Genomic DNA, 20,181 nt, shown 5'->3' on the forward strand with positions numbered 1-20,181 from the left:
CCGCTGGTCGCTCCGTCGATGTTCCTGGCGATGACCGTGCTGGCGTTCATCATGCTCGGCGACGCCATCCGCGACGCCTTCGACCCGAAGCTGCGGTGACCCCGATGTCTGCTCCTGCAAAGCACCACCTGCTCGAGGTCAAGGACCTCTTCGTCGAGTTCCGGAGCCGGGACGGCGTCACCAAGGTGATCAACGGCGTCTCGTACCACCTGGATCCCGGTGAGACGCTCGCGGTCCTCGGCGAGTCCGGATCCGGCAAGTCCGTCACCGCGCAGGCGATCATGGGCATCCTGGACATGCCGCCCGCGGCGATCCCGTCCGGCCAGATCCTCTACAACGGCGTCGACCTGCTCACCCTGAGCGAGGAGAAGCGCCGGGAGGTGCGCGGCAAGGAGATCTCCATGATCTTCCAGGACGCGCTCTCCGCACTGAACCCCGTCTTCCCGGTCGGCTGGCAGATCGGCGAGGTGCTGCGCAAACGCGAGGGCAAGTCCCGGGCCGAGGCGCGCAAGCGGGCCATCGAGCTGATGGACCTGGTCAAGATCCCGGCGTCCAAGCAGCGCGTCGGCGACTACCCGCACCAGTTCTCCGGCGGCATGCGGCAGCGCGTCATGATCGCGATGTCGCTGGCCCAGGACCCCAAGGTGCTGATCGCGGACGAACCCACCACCGCGCTCGACGTCACCGTGCAGGCCCAGATCATGGACCTGCTCGGCGACCTGCGGCGCGACCTCAACATGGGCCTCATCCTGATCACGCACGACCTCGGCGTGGTCGCGGACGTGGCGGACCGGATCGCGGTCATGTACGCGGGCCGGATCATCGAGGAGGCGCCGGTCTTCGACATCTACGAGGCGCCGGCCCACCCGTACACCAAGGGTCTGCTGGCCTCGATCCCCCGTCTGGACATGCGCGGGCAGGAACTCGCCACGATCAAGGGCCTGCCGCCGAACCTGGCGAAGATCCCGCCGGGCTGCCCGTTCCACCCCCGCTGCCCGTACGCCCAGCCGATCTGCCGCGAGGTCGTCCCGGCCAAGCACGTGCTGGGGCCGCGGTACAGCGCCTGCCACTTCGCCCAGGAGGTCGTCACCAGTGGCAACTAACTACGTGTCGTCCGCCGCCGCGCAGCACCACCCCAGGCACGGCGAGGTGCTCCTCGACGTCCAGGGCCTGGTCAAGCACTTCCCGATCAACCAGGGCGTGGTGTTCAAGCGCAGGGTCGGGGCCGTGCAGGCCGTCGACGGCGTCAACTTCCAGCTGCGCCGCGGCGAGACGCTCGGCGTGGTCGGCGAGTCCGGCTGCGGCAAGTCCACGCTCGCGCGCCTGCTCATGCGGCTGGAGACGCCGACCCGCGGCAAGGCGATCCTGGAAGGGCGGGACATCTACTCGCTCAACGGGTCCGAGCTGCGCCGCCTGCGCCGCAACGTGCAGATGGTCATGCAGGACCCCTACACGTCACTGAACCCGCGCATGACGGTCGGCGACATCATCGGCGAGCCGTTCGAGATCCACCCGGACGCGGCACCGCGCGGAGACCGCCGCCGACGCGTCCAGGAGCTGCTCGAGGTCGTCGGCCTGAACCCGGAGCACATCAACCGGTACCCGCACCAGTTCTCCGGCGGCCAGCGCCAGCGCATCGGCATCGCCCGCGCGCTCGCGCTCCGCCCGCAGATCATCGTCTGCGACGAGCCGGTGTCCGCGCTGGACGTCTCCATCCAGGCCCAGGTGATCAACCTGCTGGAGGGGCTGCAGGCGGAGTTCGGCCTCTCCTACATCTTCATCGCCCACGACCTGTCCGTGGTCCGGCACATCGCGGACCGGGTGGCGGTCATGTACCTCGGCAAGATCGTCGAGGTGGGCACGGAGACGGAGATCTACGAGCGGCCGACCCACCCGTACACGCAGGCGCTGCTCTCCGCCGTGCCGGTGCCCGACCCCCGGGCCCGGAACCACCGCGAGATCATCCGCCTGGAGGGGGACGTGCCGTCGCCGGCCAACCCGCCGTCCGGCTGCCACTTCCGTACCCGCTGCTGGAAGGCCCAGGACATCTGCGCCACCCAGGAGCCGAAACTGACCCCGCGCCAGGCCGACCCGCACCCGGTCGCCTGCCACTTCGCGGAGCTGCGGCACCCGGTGCGCTGACGTCTATGGTCATTGACCATGAACGTCCGTCTCGCACAACCCGGTGACGCGGCCGTACTGGCCGCGTTGCGCTTGAAGATCTACCCCCATCTGGTACGCGGAGAGGCGGCGACCCGGCGGCTCATCGAGTCGCCGCCTCCCGGCGCGGACATGGCCTCGTTCGTCGCCGTCATGGACTCGCAGGTCGTCGGCGCCGTGGCCGCGCGGCGGAACACCCGCACCTCCGAGCCCGGCGTCGGCGAGCTGATGCTCCTGCACGTCGCGCCCGCGTTCCGCGGCCGGGGGCTGGGCGGCGCGCTCTTCTCCGCCGGCGTCGCCCACCTGCGATCCCTGGCCGTCCAGCGGGTCCGCAGCTACGTACCGGTCGACGGCCTGGCCTTCGCGGAGCACCGCGGCTTCCTGCCCAGCCGTGAGGGACGCAACTCCCGCCTCGACCTCGCCACGTTCCGGCCGTCGCTGCCGCCGGTCCCGGCCGGATACACGCTCACACCGGTCTCCGCGCTGCCGGCCACCGCGCTCTACCAGGCCGAACTCGACGGTGCCGCGGACGAGCCCGGAGACGTGGGGTCGGAAGGGCTGACGTTCGACGCCTGGCGCTACGACGTGTGGGACGACCCGGGCCTCGACCGCAGCCTCAGCATGGCCGTGCTCGCGCCGTCCGGCGAGGTCGCATCCCTCTCCCTGCTGCTGCGCGACGGCGACCGCGCCTGGACCGACATGACCGCGACGCTCCCGGCCCACCGCGGCCGCGGCCTGGCCCGGCTGGCGAAGACGGAGGCGCTGGCGCGCGCGGCCGCGGCCGGGGTCCGGTGGGCCTTCACCGCCAACGACGCCTCGAACGCCCCGATGCTCGCCATCAACAACCGCCTCGGCTACCAGCCCTTCAGCACCATGTGGTCCTGCCTCGCCGCCCTGACCCCCTGACCCCCCTGACCCCGACGCCGGCGGTGACCCCGGTGAGCCCGGCGGCACCGGCGGCACCGGCGGCACCGGCGGCACCGGGCTACTGCCACACCCGGGCACTCCGTGCCCGAAATTTCACACTATAACCAGCACCATCTTCGCCGGAGGACGCCCACATCCAGCTGCGGATCATTGACCGATGCGAAAGGTAGATCAACAACGCTAGTGGATCTACCTTTCGCATCGGTCAATGATCCGCAGCGAGGTGGCGCGGAGAGGCAAACCCGGAAGCGCGGCGCGGAGGGGCGGCGCGGAGGGGCGGCGCGGAGGGGCGGCGCGGAGGGGCGGCGCGGAGGGGCGGCGCGGAGGGGCGGCGCGGAGGGGGCCGAGCGGTCCATAGTGGCGGGATGGATGCGAGATCGCGGCGGCTCCTGGTGCAGCCTTTCCGCCGCAGGGATGCGGTCGCCGCAGGCCTGGCGACCGCAGCAGAGCTGAAAGGAACCCACTGGCAGCGCCTCTACCAGGGCATATATATCGAGAAAGCCGCCTTCCAGCCGCAAAATCACTACATGTGGTGTCAAGCGGCTCAACTCCTGCTTCCATCCGGGTCCGCCATCGGCGGGCGCAGCGCGGCCTACGCCTGGGGAGTCCAGTTGCTCGGGGCGAATGAGCCGGTCACCGTCGTCATCCCGCAGCGGACGAGCCTGCGCATCCAGCCAGGGCTTCACGTGGTCCGCAGCCATCTGCCGAGGAGCGATGTAGATCTCGCGTTCGGGCTCAGGCTGACCACGCCCGCGCGGACCGCCTTCGACCTAGGACGGGACCCCGATCGGATCCAGGCGGCCATCGCGGTGGATGCCATGTTGTTCCGGCGGGTCGTCAGCCTCGCCGACCTGCACCGGGCCGCCGACGCCCACCCCGGCTGGCGAGGTGTCATGAAATTTCGGGACATCTTGGTGAATGCGGAGCCGAAGGCCGAATCACCGATGGAGACGCGACTGCGGCTGATCATCATCGACGGCGGGCTGCCGCGACCGATCGCACAGCACGAGATCAGGGCCGTGAACAGATCGCTCATCGCCCGGGTCGACCTGGCTTACCCGGAGCTCAGGATCGCGATCGAGTACGAAGGGGACCACCACCGCGACCGGGCCACGTTCCGGAAGGACATCGTGCGGTTCAACAGACTTCAGGCCGCCGGATGGGCCGCACTCCGATTCACCGCGGACGACGTGTTCAAGCGGCCGGCAAAGGTCGTCAACGACGTAAAACGGGCCGTGGCGCACGCCACGGCCCGTTCTGCGTAGAAAACCCTCAGTGGAAGAAGTGCCGGGCCCCGGTGAAGTACATCGTGATGCCGGCCTTCTGGGCCGCCGCGATGACCTCCTCGTCGCGGACCGAGCCGCCGGGCTGGACCACCGCGCGCACGCCGGCCTCGGTCAGCACCTCCAGGCCGTCCGCGAACGGGAAGAACGCGTCCGACGCCGCGACCGAGCCGCGGGCGCGGGACTCGCCCGCGCGGGAGACCGCGAGCCGGGCCGAGTCGACGCGGTTGACCTGGCCCATGCCGACGCCGACGGTGGCGCCGTCCGCGGCCAGCAGGATCGCGTTGCTCTTCACGGCGCGGACCGCGCGCCAGGCGAAGGCGAGCTCGTCGAGCAGCTCCGCGGACGCGGACTCGCCCGCGACCAGCCGCCACGCGGACGGCGCGTCGCCGGGCGCGTCGATGCCGTCCCGGTTCTGCGCCAGGATGCCGCCGCTGACCTGCCGGAATTCGACCGTGGCCGGCGCCCACTCGGGCGCGACCAGGATGCGCAGGTTCTTCTTTGCCTGGAGCACCTCGACGGCGCCGTCCTCGTAGCCGGGCGCGACCAGCACCTCGGTGAAGATCTCCGCGACCTGCCGGGCCAGCTCGACCGTGACCGGCCGGTTGACCGCGATGACGCCGCCGTAGGCGGAGACCGGGTCGCAGGCGTGCGCCTTGCGGTGCGCCTCCGCGACGTCGCCGGCGAACGAGACCGCGATGCCGCACGGGTTGGCGTGCTTGATGATCGCGACCGCGGCATCGGCCATGTCGTTGGCGGCACGCCAGGCCGCGTCCGCGTCGACGTAGTTGTTGTAGGACATCTCCTTGCCGTGCAGCTGCTCCGCCTGCGCGAGGCCGGCCGGCGCGGCCGGGTCCGCGTAGAGCGCGGCGCGCTGGTGCGGGTTCTCGCCGTAGCGGAGCACGGACGCGCGACGCAGCGCGAGGCCGGCGAACTCCGGCCACCACGCCTCGGACGGGTTCAGCTCCTGGGCGACCCACTCGGCGACGGCCGTGTCGTACTCCGCGATGTCCGCGAACGCACGGGCCGCGAGCGCGCGGCGCTGCTGCAGCGTGAAACCGCCCTCGTTCAGCGCGCTCTCGACCAGGGGGTACGCCCGCGGGTCGGTCACCACGGCCAGCGACGCGTGGTTCTTCGCCGCGGCGCGGACCATGGCCGGCCCGCCGATGTCGATCTGCTCGATCGTCTCCTCGACGCCGGCCCCGGACGCGACCGTCTCCTGGAACGGGTACAGGTTCGAGACCAGCAGGTCGAACCCGGCGATGCCCAGGTCGGCGAGCTGCGTGCGGTGCGACTCGAGCCGGGTGTCGGCGAGCAGGCCCGCGTGCACCTTGGGGTGCAGCGTCTTGACCCGGCCGTCCAGGCACTCGGGGAAGCCGGTCAGCTCCTCGACGCGGGTCACCGGCACGCCGGTGGCCGCGATGGTCGAGGCGGTGGAGCCGGTGGAGACGATCTCGACGCCGGCCGCGTGCAGCGCGGCGGCCAGCTCGGCCAGGCCGGTCTTGTCGTAGACGCTGATCAGCGCGCGGCGCAGCGGGCGGCGGAAGTGCTCGTCCGCGGTGGCCAGCGCGTCGCCCGCGACGACGGACTCGCCCGCGGTGGCCGCGCCCACGCCGCCGGTAGCGGAGACGGCTGCCGTCACAACGGCGGCCTCGCCCGGGGTGAGTGTCATGGAATGGTGACCTTTCTTCCCGTGATGGTCCAGCCTTCGCGGACCAGACGCCCGACCTGCTCGACGAGCTGGCGGCGTTCGGCTTCCTTGATGCGCTCGGTGAGGTCGTCCTCGGTGTCGCCGTCGTGCACCGGCACGACGGTCTGCGCCACGATCGGCCCGGTGTCCACGCCCGCGTCCACGAAGAACAGCGTGGCGCCGGAGACCTTCACGCCGTACTCCAGCGCGTCGCGCGGGCCGTGGATGCCGGGGAACGCGGGCAGCAGCGCGTTGTGGGTGTTCAGGTAGCGGTCGCCGAACGCGGTCAGGAACTCCGCGTTGACCAGCTTGAGGAACCCGGCGGAGATGATCAGGTCGGGCTTGTGCTCGGCGACGTGCGCGGTGAGCGACGCGTCCCACTCGGCGCGGGTGCCGAAGTCCCTCACCCGGTCGACGAACGTGGGCACACCGGCCTCGGTCGCGATGTCCAGGCCTGCGATGCCGTCCCGATCGGCGCCGACGGCCACCACGGTCGCGCCGTAGGCCGGGTCGGCGGTCGCGTCGAGCAGCGCCTTGAGGTTGCTGCCCGAACCGGAGATCAACACCACCAGTCGCGCGGGGAGATTCACCCCAGCACCCTACCGAGCGCGCGGGACCGGCCCGGACATCGGGTGCGTCAACTGTGAGGTCAGCCCGCCGACGGCGTACCCGTGCGAGGTTTGCGGGTTGTTGTTCCGGCGACGAACATGCGGGCCGCGGCCGCACCGGCCAGCGCGCCCGCGGAGACCACCCCGGCGCCGATCAGCCCGACCTGCCAGGCGGGCGTGCCCAGCTCGGAGAGGCGGCCGCCGCCGAGCGATCCGCCGGACGCGAACGCGGCGGCGAACAGGACCACGCCGGCGACCGGACCGGACGTGGCCGCGGCCGCGGTGAGACGGCGCCACGGCACCACGCGCGGCGGCCGGGACGGGTCACGCCCGGCCCGCCGCAGGCGACGGTGCAACAGCCAGCCGGCCAGCATCGCGGCCACCAGCGGCACCGAGGGGAGCAGTGCGCCGACGCCGCCGAGAGGCCCGGACGGAAGAGCGGCCAGCAGCGGTACGGCCGGGAGCGCCCCCACGCTGACCTGCGTTATCTGCACCGTGGTGTGGGTGCCGAGCGAGAACCCGGGGCCGAGCAGGTAGCCGACCGCCCAGATCGCCGCGTTCGGCGCGTAGGCGAGGCTGACCAGCGTGATCCCGGCCTGGCCGGCCACCCCGGTGCGGTAGGCGCCGATCAGCTCGCTGGCGTCGCCGCCGTTGAGCGCGATCGCGAGGCCGGTGCTCCCCGCGCCGGCCGCCAGGATCAGAAGCCCGCCCACCACACCGGTACGGATCCCGTCCCGCAGGAACCGCGGCAGCCGGGTGGCCAGCTCACCGAGCGCGCCCGTGGTGCGCAACGCACCGGTCAGCGACGTGACCGTGCCGAAGACGAAGAGCGTGCCGAGCGCGGCCAGCGCGTTGACCTCCGGCCCGCCACCGGCGCCGACCAGCAGCGCGGCGAGCAGGCCGATCCCGCCCCAGCCGAGCCCGATCGCGCCGGCGACGGTGAAGGCCTGCTGGAGCGTGCCGTCGTCGCGGGCGCCGAGCGCGCGGCTGACGTGCACGCCGGCGCGGGCCAGCCGCCAGGCGACCAGCACCGCGAGCCCGAGCGGCGCGAGGCCGACCGGGCCGATGGGGGTGCCGAGCGAGACGCCGTGCCCGAGCAGCCACGCGGCGAGCCCGACGATGGCGGCGCCGCCGACCGAGCCCGCGCCCTCGACGATCTGGGCGAGCCACATGACGAGCGCGACCGGCAGGTACGACACCAGGAACGCCCAGCCGACCGCGACCGTGGCCGCGAGCGCGAGCGGTGCCCGGCCTCGACCGGCCCGGACCTGGTCACGGGCGCGTTGCAGCGGGAGCCGGACGGTGTCGCGGGTGCGCAGGTCACGGCCGTCGGACGCGTCGATCGGGACCGTGTCGCGGGCAGCCAGATAGGCCGCCTCGGCGTCGGTCAGCGAGTCGTCCGGCCCGGCGTCTGGGGCCGGCCGGTCCGGGGTGGTCGGCATCGGTGCCTACTTTTCCACGTCAGCCACGGTCTGGCTAAGGAAAACCCCCGCCGAGTGTCCTCACTCGACGGGGGTTGTGACGCATCACTCAGAGATCAGCTCATGATTTCGCGCATCAGGCGCGCGGTCTCGGACGGCGTCTTGCCGACCTTGACGCCGGCGGCCTCGAGCGCGACCTTCTTCGCGTCCGCGGTGCCGGCCGAACCGGAGATGATCGCGCCGGCGTGACCCATGGTCTTGCCGGGCGGGGCGGTGAAGCCCGCGATGTAGCCGACGACCGGCTTGGTCACGTACTCCTTGATGAAGTCCGCGGCCCGCTCCTCGGCGTCGCCGCCGATCTCACCGATCATGACGATCGCGTCGGTGTCCGGGTCGTCCTGGAACGCCTTGAGCGCGTCGATGTGCGTGGTGCCGATCACCGGGTCGCCGCCGATGCCGACCGCGGTCGAGAAGCCGATGTCCCGCAGCTCGTACATGAGCTGGTAGGTCAGCGTGCCGCTCTTGGAGACCAGGCCGATCCGGCCGGAGCCGGTGATGTCGCCGGGGATGATGCCGGCGTTGGACTGGCCGGGCGACGCGATGCCGGGGCAGTTCGGGCCGATGATCCGGGTCTTCTCACCCTTGGCCACGTTGTGCGCCCAGAACGCGGCACTGTCGTGCACCGGGATGCCCTCGGTGATCACGATGGCCAGGCCGATCTCGGCGTCGATCGCCTCGACCACGGCGGCCTTGGAGAACGCCGGCGGCACGAAGATGACGGTGACGTCCGCACCGGTCTTCTCCATGGCCTCCTTGACGGTGCCGAAGACCGGGAGCTCGGTGCCGTCGAAGTCGAGCGTCTGCCCGGCCTTCTTCGGGTTGGTGCCACCGACCACGTTCGTACCCGCGGCGAGCATGCGCTTGGTGTGCTTGGTGCCCTCAGAGCCGGTGATGCCCTGAACGATGACCTTGGAGTCCTTGGTCAGCCAGATAGCCATTGTCAGTTCCCCACAGCAGCGAGCTCGGCGGCACGCGCGGCCGCACCGTCCATGGTGTCGACCCGCTCGACGAGCGGGTTCGCGGCCGAGTCGAGGATCGCGCGGCCGGCCTCCGCGTTGTTGCCGTCCAGGCGGACGACGAGCGGCTTGGTGACCTGCTCACCCTTGTCGGCGAGCAGCTGCAGCGCCTGGAGGATGCCGTTGGCGACCGCGTCGCAGGCGGTGATGCCGCCGAAGACGTTCACGAAGACCGACTTCACGGCCGGGTCGGAGAGGACGATCTCCAGGCCGTTCGCCATCACCTGGGCGCTCGCGCCGCCGCCGATGTCGAGGAAGTTGGCCGGCTTGACGCCGCCGTGGTTCTCACCCGCGTACGCCACGACGTCGAGCGTGGACATGACCAGGCCCGCGCCGTTGCCGATGATGCCGACGGAACCGTCGAGCTTCACGTAGTTGAGGTTCTTCTCCTTGGCAGCCTGCTCCAGCGGGTCGATCGACGCGGCGTCGACGAAACCCTCCTGGTCCTGGTGCCGGAAGTGCGCGTTCTCGTCCAGCGTCACCTTGGCGTCCAGGCAGAGGACCTTGCCCTCCGGCGTCCTGGCCAGCGGGTTGACCTCGACCAGCGTGGCGTCCTCCGCGATGAAGGCCACCCACAGCTTCTGGGCGATGTCGACGATCTGCTCCGCGACCTCGGCCGGGAACTTGGCGGCGGCGACGATCTCGCGCGCCTTCGCCTCGTCCACGCCCTGGATCGCGTCGATCGCGATCTTGGCGACCTTGTCCGGGTCGGTGTCCGCGACCGTCTCGATCTCCATGCCGCCGGCGACGCTGGCGATGCACAGGAACGTGCGGTTCGCCCGGTCGAGCAGGTAGGAGAGGTAGTACTCCTCGGCGATGTCAGCGGTGACGGTCAACATGACCTTGTGCACCGTGTGACCCTTGATGTCCATCCCGAGGATGTCCGTGGCACGGGCCGTAGCCTCGTCGGTGCCCTCGGCCAGCTTGACGCCGCCGGCCTTACCGCGGCCGCCGACCTTCACCTGCGCCTTGACGACGACCCGGCCGCCGAGACGGTCGGCGATCGCGCGGGCCTCCTCGGGGGTTGTGGCGACGCCACCGCTCAGCACGGGCAGGCCGTGCCGCTCGAATAGCTCGCGCCCCTGGTACTCGTACAGGTCCACTTGCGCGTCCCGATTCACTCCGCGGCACCCCGGCGCCGCTGCCAGCGTGGATGTGCACCGCTCATCCGGTGATGAGAAATGGTGCCTTTCCCGTCACCCTAGCGACCTGGACACTCCGTGCCGCCATGCGGGTACATGGTGTGCGGTACTGCACATTCCGCCCCCGCGGGACGCGGCGGATGTTCGTGGGGCCGCAGGTGGTAGCGGGACGCCCGGGGAAGAAATGCAGTAAAGGGGCCGGTCGGAAAAATCGCGTGACGGCCTCCGTAACCCCTGTTCAGGAGGCGTCGTTGAGTCAGATGTCAGCGCAGGGTACGACGCGCGGGACGAGAAAGCGGCCGATGCCCTGTCGGTCGAGGGGTGGCGGCGGGGCATCGCGCATAGAGGGGCCGGACGTGTGAGGGGTGCGTCCGGCCCTTCCCTCTATTCCGGCCAAAACCGGGCGACGGCCGTCCGTCTGTTTATTTATTGCCTGCCGGGAATCCCGTCGTGGCGCCCACGTTTTCGCGCACCCACTCGACGATGGACTGCATGGTCGCGCCCGGCCCGAAAATCTTGGCCACGCCGATCCGCGACAGCTCCGGAATGTCAGCCTCCGGGATGATGCCGCCGCCGAACACCACGAGATCGTCCACGCCGCGCTCGGCCAGCAGCTCGACGACGCGGGTGAACAGCGTCATGTGCGCGCCGGAGAGCACGGACAGGCCGACCGCGTCCGCGTCCTCCGCGATGGCGGTCTCCACGATCTGCTCCGGCGTCTGGTGCAGGCCGGTGTAGACGACCTCCATGCCGGCGTCGCGCAGCGCGCGGGCCACCACCTTCGCGCCGCGGTCGTGCCCGTCCAGGCCCGGCTTTGCGACGACCACCCGAATTCGCGGTTCCACAGCTGCCGCACCTCTATCTTCAGCGACGGGAGATACTCACAGAGCTACCTTAACGATCGTGCAGCCCCTAAGGGGCGAAGAACAATAGCGGTCCACGACACAGGCGCAAGCAACGCCTGGGTAGTGCCGCTCACATTACGCAAGGTATCGGCTTAAATTACGCTGCGCTACTAACGAAGTGGGGTCTAAATGGTGACGAAACCCGGCATTTCGCGCCCTTAGATCGCACACCGAGTCAGCAATTCGGCCGCAGAACTTGTGACCGGCCCGGCGCTTGGCTACCGTGTCCATCGGTTGTCAATCGGGATACCCCGGACCGGCCGCCTAAACCAGCCAGTGTTCACCGACGGTCATCACGCGACATTCCGACGCGCGAAACGACGTCCGGGGGAACAGATATCGGAGGGTGTACGTGCGTCAACGGCTTTCATCCGAGCCAGACCGCTATCGCGGTCGACGTCGCGTACCCACGGTCCCGGGTAGCCGCTACGCAGCAGTCATCACCACCGCGCTCGTCGGCGCGGGCGTCGTGGCCCTGGGCGCGGGTGCCGCGATGGATGACGCCAAGGGCGTCGACTCCTCCGCGCTGAAGAACTCGCTCGACACCGCGTCCGCCGCGGCCGAGGATCTCGCCGATCGCGAAGCGAGCGCGGAGCGCTCCACGCGTGACAGCGAGCGCACCGAGTCGACCGAGGAGGGCCTCGCCACCTCGCTCAGCTCCTCCCCCGACGCCTGGCTCCTGCCGCTGCACGGTTACGAGTTCAGCGCGCCGTACGGCGTCCGTTGGGGCAAGGTCCACCCGGGCATCGACCTCGCCGCCAAGGAGGGCACCGAGTACAAGGCGGTGCACGGCGGCACGGTCACGCTCGCCGGGTGGTACGGCGGCTACGGCTACGCGGTGATCGTCGACCACGGCGACGGCATCCAGACGATATACGGGCACTCTTCGCAGCTCATGGTGAAGGCGGGCCAGCAGGTCGACGCCGGCACGACGCTCGGGCTCGTCGGCGACACCGGCCACTCGTACGGTTCGCACCTGCACCTGGAGATCCACCTCGACGGCAACACGCTCGACCCGATCACGTTCCTGCGTGACCGCGGCGTGGACATCCAGTCGGAGATAGAGCCGATCTACGGTTCCGTCACGGCCCCCTGACAAGCTCTTCGATCACCGCCCTTCCCGCGCGTTCGGGAGGGGCGTTTTTCGTATACCCGGCCCACGCGATTCGTCACCTCACGATCGAGGGTGTGTGCCAGGACACAAACGCCGTGACGTCGCGGGAACGGCCGAGCCCTTCCCGGAGGACCACCGGTGGCTCCCAGGGCCGCTCAGGGCACCTGGGAGCACCCGTTACATCTTCTCCAGCGGCGCGTGACGGAGCACCAGCCACACCTTCTGGTCGCCGAAGTCGATCTGCGCCCGCGCGCCCGCGCCCTGGCCCTCGACCGTCAGCACCCGGCCCAGGCCGTACCGCTGGTGGTTGACCCTGTCCCCCGCGGACACGGACGGCGCCTGGGCGCGCAGGTCACTGGCGGTCGCGAGCTTGCTGGCGTCGATGCCGAGCCGGCCGGCGATCTGCTGCGCCTTCGTCGTACCCCCGACGAAGGTGGAGTTCCGTGAGGCGGCACGGCCGCCGACGCCGCCGGCCGATCCGGACCACGTCGTGTACGACCCCTCGGTGCGCTCCCAGCGGACCAGCTCGCTCGGCAGCTCGTCCGTGAACCGGGACGCCGGGTTGTACTGCGGCGCGCCCCAGGCCGAGCGCGTGACCGCGCGGGACAGGTAGAGCCGCTGGCGCGCCCGCGTGATGCCCACGTAGGCCAGCCGGCGCTCCTCCTCCAGCTCCTTGGTGTCGGACATGGCCCGCATGTGCGGGAACACGCCCTCCTCCATGCCGGTGAGGAACACGACCGGGAACTCCAGGCCCTTCGCCGTGTGCAGCGTCATGAGCGTGACCACGCCCTGGTGCTCCTCGTCGGCCTCGTCCGGGATCTGATCCGCGTCCGCGACCAGCGCGACCTGCTCCAGGAAGCCGGCGATCGACGCCTCGACATCCAGCGCCTCGGTCTTCTCCGTGTACTCCCGGGCGACGCTGACCAGCTCCTGCAGGTTCTCCACCCGGCCCGCGTCCTGTGGGTCGATGCTCTCCTCCAGGCCGTTCAGGTAGCCGCTGCGGGAGATCAGGGCCTCCAGCACGTCCTCCGGCGGCGCGGTCTCGGCCAGCACGCGCGCGTCCGCGAGGAGCGACACGAACTCGTTGATGCCGTTGACCGCGCGGGTGGAGATGCCGGGGGCCTCGGACGCACGGCGCAGCGCGGCGCCGAACGAGATGCGCTCCCGGTTCGCCAGCGCCTCCACGCAAGCCTCGGCGCGCTCGCCGATGCCGCGCTTCGGCGTGTTCAGCACCCGGCGGATGCTGACCGTGTCGTCGTCGTTGACCACGGCACGCAGGTACGCCAGGGCGTCGCGCACCTCCTTGCGCTCGTAGAAGCGCACACCGCCGACGACCTTGTACGGCAGGCCGACGCGGATGAACACCTCCTCGAACACCCGTGACTGCGCGTTCGTCCGGTAGAAGACGGCCACGTCACCGGGCTTGGCCAGCCCGTTGTCGCCGAGCCGGTCGATCTCCCGGGCCACGAAGTCGGCCTCGGCATGCTCGGTGTCCGCGACGTAGCCGACGATCTGCTCGCCCTCGCCCTGGTCACTCCAGAGGCGTTTGGGCTTGCGGGACGTGTTGCGGTCGATCACCGCATTCGCCGCGTTGAGGATGGTCTGGGTGGAGCGGTAGTTCTGCTCCAGCAGGATGGTCCGCGCGTCCGGGTAGTCGCGCTCGAACTCCAGGATGTTGCGGATGGTCGCGCCGCGGAACGCGTAGATCGACTGGTCCGCGTCGCCGACCACGCACAGCTCGGCCGGGGGCAGCCCGGCCTCGGGCACGCCGTTGCCGACCAGCTCGCGGATCAACGTGTACTGCGCGATGTTGGTGTCCTGGTACTCGTCCACCAGCACGTGCCGGAACCGACGACGGTACGACTCCGCGACCAGCGGGTGCGACTGGAACAGGTGCACGGTCGCCATGATCAGATCGTCGAAGTCCAGCGCGTGCGCCTCTTTGAGACGGCGCTGATACAGCTGATAGGCCTCGGCGAGCGCCCGCTCGTTCGGCCCGGAGGCCTTGGCGGCGAACTCCTCCGGGTCGGTCAGCTCGTTCTTCAGGTTCGACACCTGGGTGGCGAGGCCGCGCGGCGGGTAACGCTTCGGGTCCAGGTCGAGCTCGCGCGCGACCATGGCCATCAACCGCCGCGAATCGTCCGCGTCGTAGATGGAGAACGTCGACTTCAGACCCGCGTGCTCGTGCTCGGCGCGCAGGATGCGCACGCACGCGGAGTGGAACGTGGAGACCCACATCATCCGCGCGCGGTTGCCGACCAGCGCGGCGACGCGCTCCTTCATCTCGCCGGCGGCCTTGTTGGTGAACGTGATCGCCATGATCTCGCCGGGGTGCACGTCGCGTGCGGCCAGCAGGTAGGCGATGCGGTTGGTCAGCACCCGGGTCTTGCCCGACCCGGCGCCGGCCACGATGAGGAGGGGCCCGCCCGCGTGCGTCACCGCATCGCGCTGGGGCCCGTTGAGCCCGTTGAGCAGCGCCTCCGGGTCACGCCGTGGCGGCGCGGGCCGAGCGGGCGGCGTGGGCTGGACCGGTGGGATGTCAAAGAGCGATTGCATCGCGCGCAAGTCTAGGCCCTGGGTATGACAGGCAACCTCGCCGATGCCAAGACGACACGTAAGCGCACTGGCGGAGGACCCACTGATGAATGACCATGCCTACATGGATCGATCCCGCAACCGCCTCTGGCCGGTGCTGCGCGTGCTCGCCACGCCTGCAGCAGCGCTGGCCGTCGCCATAGCCCTCATCCCCGGCAGCGCCCCGGCCACGCCGACGATCGACACGCTGGCCCCGGTCAGCGTCACCTACGGCCACGGCGGCAACACCGTCAAGGGCAGCTTCCTGAGCTACAACGACTTCCACGGCGCCATCGACCCGCCGACCGGCAGCGGCGGCCTGGTCACCGGCGTCCCGGCCGGCGGCGTCGAATACCTGGCGACCTGGCTGAAGAAGCTGCGCGCCGACGCGAAGGCCGAGGGCCGCGGCCGCAGCATCACGGTCGGCGCAGGCGACCTGATCGGCGCGTCGCCGCTGGTCAGCGCCGCGTTCCACGACGAGCCGACGATCGAGCTGATGGATCAGGTCGGGCTGGACATCAGCTCGGTCGGCAACCACGAGTTCGACGAGGGCGTCTCCGAGCTGATCCGCCTCAACCGCGGCGGCTGCCACCCGGTCGACGGCTGCCAGGACGGTGACGGGTTCGCCGGCGCGCGCTTCACGTACCTGGCCGCGAACACGGTCTACAAGAAGACCGGCCTGCCGATCCTGCCGCCGGTCGAGGTGCGCCTGGTCGACGGCGTGCCGGTCGGCTTCGTCGGCATGACGCTGGAGGGCACGCCCGGCATCGTCAACCCGGCCGGCATCAAGGACGTCAACTTCCTGGACGAGGTCGAGACCGCGAACAAGTGGGGTGGCCTGCTCCGCGCGTTCGGCGTGAAGTCGCTGGTCCTGCTGCTGCACGAGGGCGGCCAGCAGAACTCGCCGCCCGCCACGCCCGTGCTCTCCGACTGCGCCAACTTCTCCGGTCCGGTCGTCGACATCGTCAAGGGCCTGCGCCCGGAGTTCGGCCTGGTCGTCTCCGGCCACACGCACCGCTACTACACCTGCGCGCTGCCGAACTCGAACGGCGCCCAGACCGTGGTGACCAGCGCCGGCAGCAACGGCACGCTGATCACGGACATCGACTACTCGCTGGACAAGCGGACCGGCCGGTTCGCCGAGATCTCCGCCCGCAACGTGATCGTGGAGAACGGCGTCAAGAACGCGGACGGCACCTGGCAGACCGACCCGGCCGGCGTGCCCGTGCGCAACCCCGCGCTGGTCGACCCGGCCGCGAAGCGCATCGCGGACAAGTACCGGACCGCGGTCGCCCCGATCGCGAGCAGGGTGGTCGGCTCGATCACCGCCACCATCACCCGCGACGTGGCGGCGAACCAGGAGAGCCCGCTCGGCGACGTGATCGCGGACGCGCAGCTGGCCTACACCCAGGCGAACGGCGCCCAGATCGCGCTGATGAACCCGGGTGGCATCCGCGCCTCGCTGCCCTACAACACGCAGTCCGCCGGCGCGGTCACCTACGGTGACGTCTTCACGGTGCAGCCGTTCAACAACCTGGTGGTCACGCAGACGTTCACCGGCGCGCAGCTGAAGGACGTGCTCGAGCAGCAGTTCGTCGGCTTCGGCGGGCAGACGTCGCAGCGGGTGCTGCAGGTGTCGGCCGGCCTGACCTACAGCTACACCTCGACCGCGGCGGCCGGCAGCCGGGTGAGCGCGCTCGCGCTGAACGGCGTCGCGATCGACCCGGCCACCACCTACCGGGTGACCACGAACGACTTCCTGGCCAACGGCGGCGACGGCTTCACGAACCTGGCGCTCGGCGCGGACCGGGCCACCGCGCCCGGCTTCGACATCGACGCGCTCGTCAGCTACCTCGGCACGAACAGCCCGGTCGCGCCGGGACCGGCCAACAGGATCACCAAGCTCGCCTAGCAGCAGTTGGTCCGGTCGGGGGCGGGTTGTCCGGTAGATGGGCAAACGCTTGCGCCCACTCACCGGGCGTGGGCATACTCGACGACGTGTTCCCGCAGGCGCGATTTTATGGCTACGGCACCGGAGTTCCGGCAGCCGTGGGTCGCGCCTGAAGACAGACCTACGAGAAGCCCCGGGCTCGGCAGCCCGGGGCTTCTTCGCGTCCGGGTCACCGGCCGCGGCGTGATCAGGAGACAGAGATGGCCACGGTAGTGGAGCAGCCCAAGGACGCCGACCAGCCCGCCCAGGACACCGGCACCGCGGAGGCGACGGCGTCCGCCGAGATCCTCGAGATCCGGGCCCGGATCAACGAGATCGACGACGCGTTCATCGCGCTCTGGAAGGAGCGGGCCGCGCTCTCCCAGCACGTCGGCGCGACCCGGATGGCCTCCGGCGGCACCCGCCTGGTACTCAGCCGCGAGCGCGAGATCATGGAGAAGTTCCGCGACGCCCTCGGCCCGGACGGCAACCAGCTCGCCCTGCTCATCCTCCGCGCCGGCCGCGGCCCGCTGTAACGCCCCGGGGAGCCACCCGGACCCCGGCGACCCGATTTTCGCTGTGGTCCGGGCCCCGGCCGGGCACCGGCACCGACGCAATTCAAGATCTTGCTTTCCCGCTTCCGGCGTGGTCCGGCAGCGCTGCTCCCGCGGGCGCTCGAGCTTGCCTGAGGGCGACCCCCAGACCCCGAGCCCGCTGACGCGTCGGCCCGGCTCGCTTTTCACCGCCGGTTCTCGCGCCGGCCAGGAGACGAACCCAGATCAAGATCCTGCTTTCCCACTTCCGGCGTGGTCCGGCAGCGCTGCTCCCGCGGGCAAACCTCGCGCCGGGCTCCGCTGGCGCTCCGCACGACGCGAGGAGCCGGTTTCGCCGTGCTCAGGCACACCCATGCGCGTTGTCCCGCCCGACCGGCTCCACACGCCCCGCCCGAAACCCGTGTGGATCACTTCGACCGGCAGCTCCCGGGCGCTCCGCGCCCGACATTTCGGTATTTAGCGGTCGGACGGGTTTTTCCGGTACCACAGCGGAACCGGCAGGGAGGAGCGCCAGCGACGACCGGTGCCCGCGGGAGCATGCGGACCGCGACCACGCTGGAAGCGGGAAATCTGCTTCTGGAAGCCGCGAAGCGGCCTTGAAAGTCATCGGCGGGCACAGCTGGTGCCGTGCCCGCCGATGGGAGTGCGAATCGGTCAGTCGACCGCGTGGACCACGTCGCGGACCTCCGCGAAGTGGCAGGCGCTGGCGTGCGCGGACTTCGGGCGCAGCGTCAGCATCGGGTCCTCGTCCGTGCACTTCTGCTGTGCCTTCCAGCAGCGGGTGCGGAAGCGGCAGCCCGACGGCGGGTTGGCCGGCGAGGGGACGTCGCCCTCCAGCACGATCTGGTCCCGGTGACCGCGCAGCGTCGGGTCCGGCACCGGCACTGCGGAGAGCAGCGCCTGCGTGTACGGGTGCGTCGGCTGCTCGTAGATCTCCAGGTCACGGCCGGTCTCGACGACCCGGCCGAGGTACATGACCGAGACGCGGTCGGCGATGTGCCGGACCACGGACAGGTCGTGCGCGATGAAGATGTAGGAGAGCCCCAGCTCCTCCTGCAGCCCCTCCAGCAGGTTGATCACCTGAGCCTGGATGGACACGTCCAGCGCCGACACCGGCTCGTCACAGACGATGATCTCCGGCTTGAGCGCGAGCGCGCGGGCGATGCCGATGCGCTGGCGCTGGCCGCCGGAGAACTGGTGCGGGTACCGGTTGATGTGGTCGGGGTTGAGGCCGACCAGGTCGAGCAGGTCACGCACGCGGGCCTTGCGGTCGCCCTTCGGCACCACGTCCGTGTGGATCTCGAACGGCTCGCCGATGATGTCGCCGACCGTCATGCGCGGGTTCAGCGACGTGTACGGGTCCTGCAGCACCATCTGGATGTTGCGACGGGCCCGGCGCAGGTCGCCACCGCGGAGCTTGGTCATGTCCTGACCGCGCACGTTGATCTCGCCGGCCGTCGGCGTCTCCAGCCCGACCAGCAGGCGCGCCAGCGTGGACTTGCCACAGCCGGACTCGCCCACGATGCCGAGCGTCTCACCGCGACGGAGCTCCAGGTCGACGCCGTCGACCGCCTGCACGGCACCGACCTTCGACTGGAAGACGATGCCCCGGGTGATCGGGAAGTGCTTCTTCAGACCCTTCGTCTGCAGCACGATCTCACTCAACGCCGACGACCTCCTTCCAGAAGTGGCACCGGGAGGTGCGGTTGTGGGTGACCTGGTACGACGGGGGCACCGGGTCCTGCCGGCAGACGTCCCGCGCGTAGCGGCAGCGCGCGGCGAACGCACAGCCCGGCGGGATGTTCGTGAGCGTGGGCGGGAGGCCCTTGATCACACTGAGCTGCTGGCCCTTGAGGTCGACGCGCGGGATCGACTCGAGCAGCGCCTTCGTGTACGGGTGCGCCGGCCGGGCGTAGATGTCGTAGACCGGCGCCTCCTCGACGACGCGGCCGGCGTACATGACCGAGATCCGGTCCGCCACGTCCGCGACCACGCCCATGTCGTGCGTGATCAGGATCAGGCCCATGTTCCGCTCGCGCTGGACCTCGGCGAGCAGGTTCATGATCTGCGCCTGCACGGTCACGTCGAGCGCGGTGGTGGGCTCGTCCGCGATCAGCACCTCGGGGTCGAGCGCCAGCGCCATCGCGATCATGACGCGCTGCCGCATGCCGCCGGAGAACTGGTGCGGGTACTCGCCGACACGCTGCCGTGCGGCGGGGATCTTCACCTGGTCCAGCAGCTCGATCGCGCGCTTCTTCGAGTCCGCACGCGACATGCCCCGGTGCTTGCGGAACAGCTCGCCGAGCTGGAACCCGACCGTGAAGACCGGGTTGAGCGCGGAGAGCGCGTCCTGGAAGACCATCGCGATCCGGTTGGCCCGGACCTGGCGGCGGTGCTCCTCCTTCAGTTTGAGCAGGTCGACGCCGCGGTAGCGGACCTCGCCGCCGGTCACGTACCCGGGCGGCGTGTCCAGGATGCCCATGATCGCCTGCGCGGTGACGGACTTGCCGCAGCCGGACTCGCCCAGGATGGCGAGCGTCTCGCCCTCCGCGAGCCGGAAGTTCGCGCCGTTGACCGCCTTGGCCACGCCGTTGGCGGTGCGGAACTCGACCTTGAGGTTCTCGACCTCCAGGAGCGGGGCCGCGGGGTCGATCGGCAGGAACTCGTTCTTCACCTTGATGTCAGTCATTGTCGTCGCTCACCGCAGCTTCGGGTCGAAGGCGTCGCGGATGGCGTCGCCGAGCATGATGAACGCCAGCACGGTCATCGCCAGGAACATCGACGGAGCGACCAGCGG

16 protein-coding genes and 2 pseudogenes are annotated in these 20,181 nt (G+C 70.4%); 8 read left to right on the forward strand and 10 right to left on the reverse strand.

All coding sequences use genetic code 11. The annotated features are described in order from the left end of the window. From OP04_RS54295 to OP04_RS47345, 5 genes and pseudogenes are all read left to right on the forward strand, one after another. Nucleotides 1–99: pseudogene (locus OP04_RS54295) on the forward strand (ABC transporter permease); the annotation flags it as partial. 5 nt (nt 100–104) lie between these two features. Then, nucleotides 105–1,103 carry an ABC transporter ATP-binding protein gene (locus OP04_RS47330; RefSeq protein ID WP_033346667.1) on the forward strand — a complete coding sequence of 333 codons (999 nt, stop codon included), beginning with the start codon at nt 105–107 and terminating at the stop codon, nt 1,101–1,103. A 4-nt stretch (nt 1,104–1,107) separates the two neighbouring features. Then, the gene (locus OP04_RS47335; RefSeq protein ID WP_033346657.1) at nt 1,108–2,142 is read left to right on the forward strand and encodes an ABC transporter ATP-binding protein; all 1,035 of its coding nucleotides are present in this window, start codon (nt 1,108–1,110) and stop codon (nt 2,140–2,142) included. An 18-nt stretch (nt 2,143–2,160) separates the two neighbouring features. Next, nucleotides 2,161–3,066, forward strand: a complete 906-nt coding sequence (locus OP04_RS47340; protein WP_033346658.1) for a GNAT family N-acetyltransferase — start codon at nt 2,161–2,163, stop codon at nt 3,064–3,066. A gap of 386 nt (nt 3,067–3,452) precedes the next feature. Next, nucleotides 3,453–4,352 carry a DUF559 domain-containing protein gene (locus OP04_RS47345; protein ID WP_033346659.1) on the forward strand — a complete coding sequence of 300 codons (900 nt, stop codon included), beginning with the start codon at nt 3,453–3,455 and terminating at the stop codon, nt 4,350–4,352. 7 nt (nt 4,353–4,359) lie between these two features. Here the strand turns inward: OP04_RS47345 and purH are convergent, their stop codons facing one another. From purH to OP04_RS47375, 6 genes are all read right to left on the reverse strand, one after another. Beyond that, complete coding sequence (gene purH / locus OP04_RS47350) at nt 4,360–6,042, reverse strand: bifunctional phosphoribosylaminoimidazolecarboxamide formyltransferase/IMP cyclohydrolase (RefSeq protein ID WP_085067361.1); 1,683 nt, start codon at nt 6,040–6,042, stop codon at nt 4,360–4,362. Then, nucleotides 6,039–6,650 (reverse strand): phosphoribosylglycinamide formyltransferase, encoded by a 612-nt coding sequence (purN, locus tag OP04_RS47355; RefSeq protein ID WP_033346660.1) that lies wholly within the window; start codon nt 6,648–6,650, stop codon nt 6,039–6,041. Before purN ends, purH begins: the two co-directional genes overlap by 4 nt. A 59-nt stretch (nt 6,651–6,709) precedes the next feature. Then, nucleotides 6,710–8,110 carry a cell division protein PerM gene (locus OP04_RS48940; RefSeq protein WP_157241332.1) on the reverse strand — a complete coding sequence of 467 codons (1,401 nt, stop codon included), beginning with the start codon at nt 8,108–8,110 and terminating at the stop codon, nt 6,710–6,712. 95 nt (nt 8,111–8,205) lie between these two features. After that, nucleotides 8,206–9,087 (reverse strand): succinate--CoA ligase subunit alpha, encoded by an 882-nt coding sequence (gene sucD / locus OP04_RS47365; protein WP_033346661.1) that lies wholly within the window; start codon nt 9,085–9,087, stop codon nt 8,206–8,208. 2 nt (nt 9,088–9,089) lie between these two features. Then, nucleotides 9,090–10,268, reverse strand: coding sequence for an ADP-forming succinate--CoA ligase subunit beta (gene sucC / locus OP04_RS47370; RefSeq protein ID WP_033346662.1), 1,179 nt, complete (start codon nt 10,266–10,268; stop codon nt 9,090–9,092). 461 nt (nt 10,269–10,729) lie between these two features. Continuing rightward, nucleotides 10,730–11,152: a cobalamin B12-binding domain-containing protein gene (locus OP04_RS47375; RefSeq protein ID WP_033346663.1), complete on the reverse strand. Its 423-nt coding sequence runs from the start codon at nt 11,150–11,152 to the stop codon at nt 10,730–10,732. Between the two features lie 412 nt (nt 11,153–11,564). Here OP04_RS47375 and OP04_RS47380 point away from each other — a divergent pair, with 412 nt between their 5' ends. Continuing rightward, nucleotides 11,565–12,308, forward strand: a complete 744-nt coding sequence (locus OP04_RS47380) for a M23 family metallopeptidase (protein WP_033346669.1) — start codon at nt 11,565–11,567, stop codon at nt 12,306–12,308. A 195-nt stretch (nt 12,309–12,503) separates the two neighbouring features. Here the strand turns inward: OP04_RS47380 and pcrA are convergent, their stop codons facing one another. Further along, complete coding sequence (gene pcrA, locus OP04_RS47385; RefSeq protein WP_033346664.1) at nt 12,504–14,882, reverse strand: DNA helicase PcrA; 2,379 nt, start codon at nt 14,880–14,882, stop codon at nt 12,504–12,506. A gap of 103 nt (nt 14,883–14,985) precedes the next feature. Between pcrA and OP04_RS47390 the strand changes: the two genes are divergently transcribed. Together OP04_RS47390 and OP04_RS47395 are read left to right on the forward strand one after the other, a co-directional pair. Continuing rightward, a complete protein-coding gene (locus tag OP04_RS47390; protein ID WP_063746898.1) occupies nt 14,986–16,812 on the forward strand; it encodes a bifunctional metallophosphatase/5'-nucleotidase in 1,827 nt (608 codons plus the stop codon). 239 nt (nt 16,813–17,051) lie between these two features. Then, the gene (locus tag OP04_RS47395) at nt 17,052–17,366 is read left to right on the forward strand and encodes a chorismate mutase (protein WP_051800175.1); all 315 of its coding nucleotides are present in this window, start codon (nt 17,052–17,054) and stop codon (nt 17,364–17,366) included. Nucleotides 17,367–18,038: 672 nt separating this feature from the next. Here OP04_RS47395 and OP04_RS47400 read toward each other — a convergent pair. From OP04_RS47400 to OP04_RS54300, 3 genes and pseudogenes are all read right to left on the reverse strand, one after another. After that, nucleotides 18,039–19,049, reverse strand: a complete 1,011-nt coding sequence (locus tag OP04_RS47400) for an ABC transporter ATP-binding protein (protein ID WP_033346665.1) — start codon at nt 19,047–19,049, stop codon at nt 18,039–18,041. Further along, nucleotides 19,042–20,073, reverse strand: a complete 1,032-nt coding sequence (locus tag OP04_RS47405) for an ABC transporter ATP-binding protein (RefSeq protein ID WP_033346666.1) — start codon at nt 20,071–20,073, stop codon at nt 19,042–19,044. Before OP04_RS47405 ends, OP04_RS47400 begins: the two co-directional genes overlap by 8 nt. A gap of 9 nt (nt 20,074–20,082) precedes the next feature. Beyond that, nucleotides 20,083–20,181: pseudogene (locus OP04_RS54300) on the reverse strand (ABC transporter permease); the annotation flags it as partial.

It is taken from the genome of Catenuloplanes japonicus (assembly GCF_000717135.1).
GTDB lineage: Bacteria > Actinomycetota > Actinomycetes > Mycobacteriales > Micromonosporaceae > Catenuloplanes > Catenuloplanes japonicus.

Coding starts and splice junctions, on each gene's coding strand:
- OP04_RS47395 (WP_051800175.1), top strand. CDS start 17,052: ATGGCCACGGTAGTGGAGCAGCCCAAGGACGCCGACCAGCCCGCCCAG.
- pcrA (WP_033346664.1), bottom strand. CDS start 14,882: ATGCAATCGCTCTTTGACATCCCACCGGTCCAGCCCACGCCGCCCGCT.
- OP04_RS48940 (WP_157241332.1), bottom strand. CDS start 8,110: ATGCCGACCACCCCGGACCGGCCGGCCCCAGACGCCGGGCCGGACGAC.
- sucD (WP_033346661.1), bottom strand. CDS start 9,087: ATGGCTATCTGGCTGACCAAGGACTCCAAGGTCATCGTTCAGGGCATC.
- OP04_RS47330 (WP_033346667.1), top strand. CDS start 105: ATGTCTGCTCCTGCAAAGCACCACCTGCTCGAGGTCAAGGACCTCTTC.
- OP04_RS47390 (WP_063746898.1), top strand. CDS start 14,986: ATGGATCGATCCCGCAACCGCCTCTGGCCGGTGCTGCGCGTGCTCGCC.
- purH (WP_085067361.1), bottom strand. CDS start 6,042: ATGACACTCACCCCGGGCGAGGCCGCCGTTGTGACGGCAGCCGTCTCC.
- OP04_RS47345 (WP_033346659.1), top strand. CDS start 3,453: ATGGATGCGAGATCGCGGCGGCTCCTGGTGCAGCCTTTCCGCCGCAGG.
- OP04_RS47340 (WP_033346658.1), top strand. CDS start 2,161: ATGAACGTCCGTCTCGCACAACCCGGTGACGCGGCCGTACTGGCCGCG.
- OP04_RS47405 (WP_033346666.1), bottom strand. CDS start 20,073: ATGACTGACATCAAGGTGAAGAACGAGTTCCTGCCGATCGACCCCGCG.